This window comes from Asticcacaulis sp. AC460 (assembly GCF_000495795.1).
Classification (GTDB): Bacteria; Pseudomonadota; Alphaproteobacteria; order Caulobacterales; family Caulobacteraceae; genus Asticcacaulis.
In genome coordinates this window covers 97,466-105,777 of record NZ_AWGD01000022.1, presented here as the reverse complement: position 1 = coordinate 105,777, position 8,312 = coordinate 97,466, and the positions used below count along the sequence as shown (strand labels likewise).

Sequence of the window (8,312 nt, the reverse complement as noted above, 5' to 3'; positions counted from 1 at the left end):
TTCGTAGGGAGGAGGGAGTTTGCGGCATCTGCTCAGATAGTTCTCCACACAAAAAAACCGGATGGCGCCAAGGCCATCCGGTAAGGGAAAGGGCACGACTCGGGAGAGAGTTCGGCCACGACGGGTAAGGAAGCTACCCGCCGAACTTGAACAGCGCACGCACACCGTAGGTCCGCGGTGCGCCGTAAATAATACCGCCATCGGCCGAAGACGACGACTGGATCTGGGACGCGATATAGACCTCGTCCGTCAGGTTGTTAACATAGCCTTCCAGCAGCCACGACGGGTTGATGTCCCACGTCAACCGCGCATCGACGACATCGCGCGCCGGCACGATGGTGTTCAGGCTGGGGAAGGGCGTCGCATTCTGTTCGGTGATGTGCGACCATTGCAGCCGCGGCGTCAGGACCATGTCCCCGGCCAACGCGAAGTCATACTGAACCCCGCCATTGATCGTCCATTCCGGTGAGAACGGCAATACCCGGTCTTCCGGCACGAAGCGCAGATTGGTCGGGCAGCCGGCATCGGTCCCCGGCGCATTGGTGTCCGAAATACAGGCGCTTTGCGAGAACTTGGCGTCGAGATAGCCAGCCCCGAAGGTAAAGCTCAGATTGCCGAAATTGCCGATCAGCTCCAGCTCAGCGCCCTTGGATTCGCCAGAGGTGGCGTTCTGGGTCGTCGGCAGGGCGCCGACCAGGCTGGACAGCTGGATGTCCTGGTAATCCGACATGAAGACGTCGGCATTGACCCGCAGATGGTTGTCGAACAGCTTCGTCTTGAAACCCAGCTCGGTGACGAAGTTGGTTTCCGGCCCGAAGTTGGGCGTATTTGGCGTCAGGTTGACCCCGCCGGCCTTATAGCCCTTGGACCCCGACAGATAGATCAGCGACCCGCCGTCGGTGTGATAGTTGACGGCCAGCTTGCCGGTCGATTCCGACGATTCCGCTGTGCCCACGACCGGGGTCGGCAGCAGCGGCCCGCCGGCGGCATAACGCGTATAGACCTGAGTGTCGTTCGAATTACGCAGCCCCAGCAGCAACTCCCAGTTCGGCGTCACCTTCCACGTCGCCTGGCCGAAGATCGACTCCGATGTATTGACCGCAAAGGTCTTGGACATGGATGTGACGGTGCTGACGTAATCGATGTGGTTGTTGTCGCGCAGCAGCAGCAGGTCGATATCCTCATCCATCCGGAAGGCGCCCAGCACCCACTGGATCGGGGAATCGCTGGTCGAGATCAGGTTGATCTCGTGGATCGAGGTGGCGGTAAGCTGATAGGCATTGGACACCCGGCCGGTATTGCCTGCGGGTGGACGCGGCGGGCGGGTATCGGTACGGTCGCCGTCGGTCTGGTCCCGGTTCCAGCCGCGCTGGAACGAGCCGAGATAGCGGACCTGCAGCTCGTCGGTCAGGGCGTGGCGGACCTCGATCGAGGCGCGGCTGCCGTTCTGGTTCATGTAGGAATAGCCGTCTTCCTCGATCTCGAACGGGTCGGTCGATACCGTGTCGCCGCGGCGTTTAACGGCATTGTTGTCGGTTTCCAGGTCGAACCATTCCAGGCGCAGGTTGAACTTCGTCCGGTCATCGCTGGACCGTATGGCCAGGTTCGAGCGCACCGAGGTCAGGTCCGTATTGCCAGGCTGGCTGAGCGCCTTGGTGGAAATATTGGTGGTATAGCTGTCGCGCTGGTCCATGACGGCGGCGACGCGCAAGGCGACATTGTCGTTGAAGCCGGCGTTGACCGCACCGACCACGCGCTGCTTGCCGTAGTCGCCCAGCGTCACGTCCAGCATGCCGCCATAGGTATTGTACTTGGGCTCGGGCGTGCGGACATAAATGGCGCCGCCGGTGGAATTCTGGCCGGTCAGGGTGCCCTGCGGCCCGCGCAGCACTTCGACCGAATTGAGGTCATAGAAGCTCTGGCCGATGAACTGCTCATGCGGGATCAGCTGGCCGTCGATATAGTAGGCGACGCCGGGGCTGGAGGTCGGGGCGGACTGGGCGATGCCGACGCCGCGGATGTTGATGAAGGTCGAGCGGTTGAAGGTGTTGATGGCCACCGACGGCGCAACCGCTTGCAGATCACTGACATTGGTCACGCCCTTGCGGGTGATGTCGCCGGTCAGGACGGTGGCGGCGATGGGGACGGTGCTGAGACGCTGGCTGCGCCGTTCGGCGGTGATGACCACTTCGACGCCGTCATCCTGGGCAGGTTCGGCGGCGGGCGCCGTATCCTGGGCCTGCGCCAGGGCGGGCAGGGACACACCCGCCAACAGCAGGGCGGTCAAGGCTTTGAAGGGGAGGGCCCGCGTTTTGAACGGGTGGGTCATAGGTAATCTCCTGGGCCTGTTTCGGCGACGGACGCCAAATTAGTTATTAATAATCATCATTATGTGTGATTACGTTTTTTCAGGCATAACGCCGTCTCGAACCGGTTGCAACGGAAATATGTAAACGTCTTGCCTTACGCTTGCATTGAGCCTGCGATGATGCAAATCGGCAACTTCCGGCGAACGGTCCCTGGGGAAGCTCGTACCGGCATCCCCAGGATATCGTTCAAAGGCAATAAAATAAAGACAGGTGCGATTTTACTTTTATATGATGAATAACATTGTTGATAATATGGTCGGCGAAATGTCATGTCTGGATTATCGGCTGAAACTGAAGAAAAGAGACCGATTGCCGGGTGTTTTGTGGCAGGGGAATACCTGAGACTTACAGATACTGCGCAATATCTGCCTGTAGAAATGCCTTACCCTTGCATGTGTCGGGCCAGCAACACTTTGCAACAACGTCAGGATGTGATTGACGGCTCGCCAAATGCACATTAGGTATAATTGCTACTAAATAATATCCATAACTAATATGTGATATATAAAAACAGGGAGATTACCTAATGTTGAGACACCGGAAATACCGTGCCTTCGGGGGCGGAATTTACAGGATGGGCGTCGCGGCCATGGCCGTGTCCTGCCTGCCGTTTCTGTGCGGTCAGGCCTTTGCCCAGACGCAAGCCGCGCCGCAGGCGGCCGAACCCGACGGCGAAGTTGTGGTCGTCACCGCGCGTCGCCGGGCGGAAGCCCTCCAGGACACGCCGATCGCCATCACCGCCCTGAGCGCCAGGTCGCTGGAACGCCAGCAGATCCAGACGACGACCGACCTGGGCAAGGTGACGCCCAACCTACAGTTCGCCACCTACGGCACCCTGACCGGCAACAATTCCGCCGCCCAGGTCTTCATTCGCGGCATCGGCCAGACCGATGCCACCGGCGCTGTCGATCCCGGCGTCGGCCTCTATATCGATGACGTCTATATGGGCCGCTCGGTCGGTGGCGCCATGGAATTCCGTGACATCGCCAACGTCCAGATCGTGCGCGGCCCCCAGGGCACGCTGTTCGGACGCAACACCATCGGCGGCGCAGTGCTGCTGGCGACCAACAAGCCCGGCGCCGGCAACATGGTGCGCGCCGGCATTGGCGACGACAATCTCAAGGAAGCCTTCATCGCCTTTGACGTGCCGATGACGGAAGAACTGCAGGGGCGCGTGGCGCTGGGCCGGCGCACGCGCGACGGCTATGTCCACCGGGTTTCTGATGGCCTGGACCTGGGCAATGTCAACACCACCAACGCCCAGGGCACCCTGCGGTGGGAACCGACCGCCGACCTGACCTTCACCCTGCGCGGCGACTATGCCAAGGCCGACGAAAACGGCTCGCCCTTCGTCTTCCTGCAAATCAACGAGCGCCAGACCTTCCCGGCGGCGGCCAGCAAGGCGGCCGGCTGCCCCGGCGCCACCTTCCCGCCACCCTTCGTGCCGGCCACCGCGGATCCGCGCTGCGCCAACGACGCCCAGTACAAGGGACCGTTCACCAATGGCGGCACGGCGCCGGCCTACAGCACGCTGGAGAATTCGGGCCTGTCGCTGGTCGCCGAATGGAAGGTCAATGACGCCCTGACGCTCAAGTCGATCTCGTCGGCGCGGACCCTGGAATGGTCGGGCGCCCGCGACGCCGACAATACGCCTCTGCTGATCCTTCAAACCAAGTACGCCAGCGAGAGCGAGCAGAAGAGCCAGGAATTTCAGGCCCAGATCAAGGCCGGCCGCGTCGACGGCGTCATCGGCGCCTACTATTTCAAGGAAGAGACCTTCGACCGCGTTCTGGTCGGGCTGGGCAATCCCGGCACCTCCTATGACACCCAACGCGTCCAACTGGATACCGAGGCGACGGCCCTGTTCACCCACTGGACGTTCAAGGCCTCGGATCGCTTAAGCCTGTCGGCCGGCCTGCGTTACACCGATGAGAGCAAGGGCCTGCAGGGCATCATGTTCAACGTCGCCCCGGCGAGCGCCACCGAACCGGCCGCGCCGACCGCCCTGTGTCCGTTCGGCGGACCGCCGCCGACGCAAACGGGCTGCCTGTTCATCGGCACCGGCCAGAATGAGCGTAACTTCACCGCCACCACCGGTTCGGCCAGCGCCCAGTACCGCTGGAATTCGGCCCTGATGACCTATGTCAGCTGGTCCCAGGGCTTCAAGAGCGGCGGCTTCAACGAGCGCTACAACAACGCCCCTCCGGGCAACAAGCCGATCTCGTTCTCGCCGGAATCGGCCGAGACGATCGAGGCCGGCTTCAAGGCCAATCCGGTACGCGGCCTGCGCATCAACGGTGCCGCCTTCAGCACCAAATATACCGACATGCAGATGACCTACCGCCTGGGCGTCGTGCCTCTGCTGTTCAATGCCGGCGAGGCCACCGTCAGCGGTTTCGAACTGGAAGCCGAATATGTGCCGGTGACGGACCTGTTCCTGAACGCCAGCCTGGGCTATCTGGAAACGGGCTTCGACACGATCACCAATCCGCCGGCCTTCGGCGCGGTGACGCCCACCTCGGTGGCCACCTTAGACAGCCGGTTGCCGTTTGCGCCCGAACTGCAGGGCCATATCGGAGCGGCCTACACCTTCCATCCGGATGAGGGATGGCGCCTGACCCCGCGGGTGAACGTCAGCTATACCAGCGCGCAGTACTTCGACGCCGGCAATACGGAATCGATCGCCCAGAACCATTCGGTCACCATCGTCAACGCCTCGCTCGTTTTCGAACCGGATGACCGCAAGTGGAACCTTACTCTGTCGGGCAACAACCTGACCGATGAGCTGTATCCCGTGGCCGGCACGTCGTCGGAAAGCACGTCGGCGGGCTATGCCGAGGTGATCTATGCCCGGCCGCGCAATATCAACCTGACCTGGTCGCTCAACTTCTGACGCGGCATCGTGCCGGGCCGAAAGGTCCGGCGCCTTTTACTTCAGCAGAGCAGCATTGCCCCAGGTAACGACGGTCCGTTCGGCATTGCCGGAGACCGTGCTGCGCGCGACCAGCTCCAAAATCTTGTACCCCGCAACCTCGACCGTCAGCTCTTCCGGCGCCGAGCCGAACCGCAGGGCTGACGACTGACCCAGCAGCTTGCCATCGCCATAGACCTGGAAGGTCACCGGCGTGGAGGTATCGAGCGTCGAGTCATCGACACCCACGCTGGCGGTAAACCGCCGCTCGCCGCTCAACCGCACTTCCAGACGCGAATTGGCCAGGATGCCGATACCGCTGGCGAACGGCTTGCCGGCGATCTGCAGGCTGCGGCCATAGGGCGTCACATCGGCTTGGGCGCCGCCCCAGCCGGCATACATCGGCAGGTCGCCGCGTCCGCGCGTGCCGGCCCAGGGGCTGACACCTCGGTGGATGAACGGATCGGCCTGCGGCGTGACCACGCCGTCGACGGCCGGATTCACCCGACCCGGCATTTCGGACAGGTACACACCGCCATCCAGAGCACGCATGCCACGCGCGTCGAAGACCAGGGTCTGGCGCGGTTCGACCCGCAGCTTGACCTCGCCCTTGAAGGCCGGCAGCGCTGCCTTGGTCCACAAATCCGTCAGCTGGACATCGGCGCCGGCCGCATATTTCAGGTGATCGGCGCTCAGGGTCACCTCCTGCGCCGCGGTCCCGCGGTTGAAGATGGCCACAGCCTTGTGCGCCGGATCATCGCCACGGCTCTTGACGAAGATCTGCACGTCATCGGTCTCGTAGGCCAGAACCGCCTGGTTGCCGGCCGGATCCTGGTTGATAGCGATCAGCTCGCTATTGCCGAAGATCTCCATAAGCTCCGGCGGCGCCTTGCGCAGGTCGTAGCCGATGATCAGCGGCGCACTCAGCATGGCCCACAGGGCAAAATGCGACCTCGCCTCGGTCAGATGGTGCTCGTCGAAGTCGCCATGGCCGACGAATAGCATGTCGGGATCGTTCCAGCTGCCCGGATGGGCATAGAGCGCCCGCGTCGCGGCGCTGTCGAGATTGGTCAGCATCCGCCCCCAGCTCGGGGTAATATCGTCACTGGTCCGCGACAGGTTGCCGACCGTCCGGCTCCAGGACCGCACGTCGGCCGATCCCCAGGCGCAGATCGAGAAGACGAAATCGCCGTCGGGGTTATAGCGCTTCAGGTGGTCGGCGACTTCGCCGTAAAGCTTTTTGATTTCCGCGACATCGGTGCGGTTGACCGACTGGAAGTCGATCATCGGCCCCAACACCCGGTACTGCCCGCTCGTGACCTTTCCGGAATCGGGCCCGAATGCCCGCACACCGCAGCCGTCGACCTTGATGAAGTCGAAGCCCCAGTCCTGGAAGTAAAGCTTGATATCCTTCTCGGCATGACCGTACAGCCCGACCTCGCGTTCGGCGACGGTCCCTTCCGGCAGGTTCGGCGTGCTCGGCCCGCCATAGGCCTGGGAGCAGGAATTGCGGCCGAGATCGGAATAGATTCCGGCCTTCAGGCCCATGCTGTGGATCTTGTCGGTAAACGGCCGAAAGCTCGACTCGTCCTTGCCGCCGACCGCGGCGGACGGAAAGATCACCGTGCGCACCTGCATGCGGCCGTCGCTTTGGCGGCGCTTCAGCCACCAGCCATCATCGATATTGATATAGAGATAGCCCTTGGCCGCCAAACCGCTGGCGACAATCGTATTGGCGGAATCCAAGACGCGCGCCTCGGTCACATCGGTGCCGAAGGCATTCCATGAACTCCATCCCATGGGCGGCGTGGCGGCGCGGCCGGCGGTATAGACGCTCCATCGCCCGGTCGCCGCCAGCGGATCCGCATCGCCGGCCATGGCTGGGACGGCGGTCAACAAAAGGGAAACGGCAAACAGGCCGCAGGTGGCCAGGCGTAACTTGAGCTTCATATCGGGCCTCTCCGGCTGACGGCGTTCAACCGTCTTTTACGCCGGGATTCGCCCTCGGCGCACCCACAAAAAAAACCGGTAGCCTGGCGGGCGTCACAATCGCCAGGCTACCGGTGCGTCGCGCGTGGCTTCAGCCCTTCGGCTTCATATAGCCGTGCATGGTCAGCCAGCTCGCGAAGGCCTCGAACCAGCCGGTGCTGGTGGTGGTCTTGGGGTACATGCCGAAGCCGTGTCCGCCCTGTTCGTACAGGTGGAACTCGACCGGGCGCTTGGCCGCCTTCCAGCTGTCGATCAGGCCGTAGCCGGCATTGGCGAAGAAGGGATCATCGGCCGCCAGGGCGATAAACAGTGGCGGGGCGTCGGCCGGAACCGTGACCGGCATCAGCGGGCCGTAGATGTCACCGATAAAGGCCGGCTTGGCGTCCTCGCCGTACAAGGCGGTCGACAGGGTCAGCATGGCGCCGGCCGAAAAGCCGACCATACCGACGCGATCGGGATCGATATGCCATTCCGCGGCGCGCGACCGGACCAGGGCGAAGGCAGCGCGCGAGTCGGCGATCTGCGGCGCCAGCATCTTGGCCGGATCTTGTTGGCCCGGAGGCGCAGGCGGACGCGCGCCGGGCGTGAACATCTGCTTAATCGACTCTTCGAACGCCACCGGGTCGGCCGGCGTCGGGTTGAGACGGTATTTCAGCACGAAGGCGGCAACCCCGCGGTCGGCCAGGGCCTGGGCGACATCCCAGCCTTCGTTTTCCATCGACAGGGTGCGGAACCCGCCGCCGGGGGCGACGATCACGGCCGCGCCGGTCGCCTTGGACGGATCGGGCAGGAAGGGGGTGAGGGTGGCGACGGTGACGTTACGGGCAAACACGCTGCCATACTGGCTGTGCCACGCTTCAGGCGCGGTGGCGCCGGGCAGGGGACCGGTGTTCAGCACAATGGCCGTCGGCTGGGCCGGGATGGCGATCGGCGTCATCTTGTCGTCGAGCGCGCTGGCCGGCGAGGCGAGCGCACAGATCAGCAGAAGCGCGCCGGCGGCGGCGCCCGTCTTCAACTGGCGGAAAAGGGTGGGTTTCATGACG

4 protein-coding genes are annotated in these 8,312 nt (G+C 63.1%); 1 reads left to right on the top strand and 3 read right to left on the bottom strand.

What is annotated here, in order from left to right:
* Window positions 1-133 precede the first annotated feature (133 nt).
* On the bottom strand, window positions 134-2,329 hold the full coding sequence (locus ABAC460_RS37785; protein WP_023453916.1) for a TonB-dependent receptor: 2,196 nt from the start codon (window positions 2,327-2,329) through the stop codon (window positions 134-136).
* 566 nt (window positions 2,330-2,895) lie between these two features.
* On the opposite strand from ABAC460_RS37785, the gene ABAC460_RS37780 reads away from it, so the two are divergent.
* Complete coding sequence (locus ABAC460_RS37780; RefSeq protein WP_035426230.1) at window positions 2,896-5,262, top strand: TonB-dependent receptor; 2,367 nt, start codon at window positions 2,896-2,898, stop codon at window positions 5,260-5,262.
* 36 nt (window positions 5,263-5,298) lie between these two features.
* Here ABAC460_RS37780 and ABAC460_RS37775 read toward each other — a convergent pair whose 3' ends face one another.
* Both ABAC460_RS37775 and ABAC460_RS37770 read right to left on the bottom strand, forming a co-directional pair.
* Window positions 5,299-7,230, bottom strand: coding sequence for an NPCBM/NEW2 domain-containing protein (locus ABAC460_RS37775; protein WP_023453914.1), 1,932 nt, complete (start codon window positions 7,228-7,230; stop codon window positions 5,299-5,301).
* A 130-nt stretch (window positions 7,231-7,360) separates the two neighbouring features.
* Window positions 7,361-8,308 carry an alpha/beta hydrolase gene (locus ABAC460_RS37770; RefSeq protein WP_023453913.1) on the bottom strand — a complete coding sequence of 316 codons (948 nt, stop codon included), beginning with the start codon at window positions 8,306-8,308 and terminating at the stop codon, window positions 7,361-7,363.
* Window positions 8,309-8,312 lie beyond the last annotated feature (4 nt).

Coding starts and splice junctions, on each gene's coding strand:
- ABAC460_RS37785 (WP_023453916.1), bottom strand. CDS start 2,329: ATGACCCACCCGTTCAAAACGCGGGCCCTCCCCTTCAAAGCCTTGACC.
- ABAC460_RS37780 (WP_035426230.1), top strand. CDS start 2,896: ATGTTGAGACACCGGAAATACCGTGCCTTCGGGGGCGGAATTTACAGG.
- ABAC460_RS37775 (WP_023453914.1), bottom strand. CDS start 7,230: ATGAAGCTCAAGTTACGCCTGGCCACCTGCGGCCTGTTTGCCGTTTCC.
- ABAC460_RS37770 (WP_023453913.1), bottom strand. CDS start 8,308: ATGAAACCCACCCTTTTCCGCCAGTTGAAGACGGGCGCCGCCGCCGGC.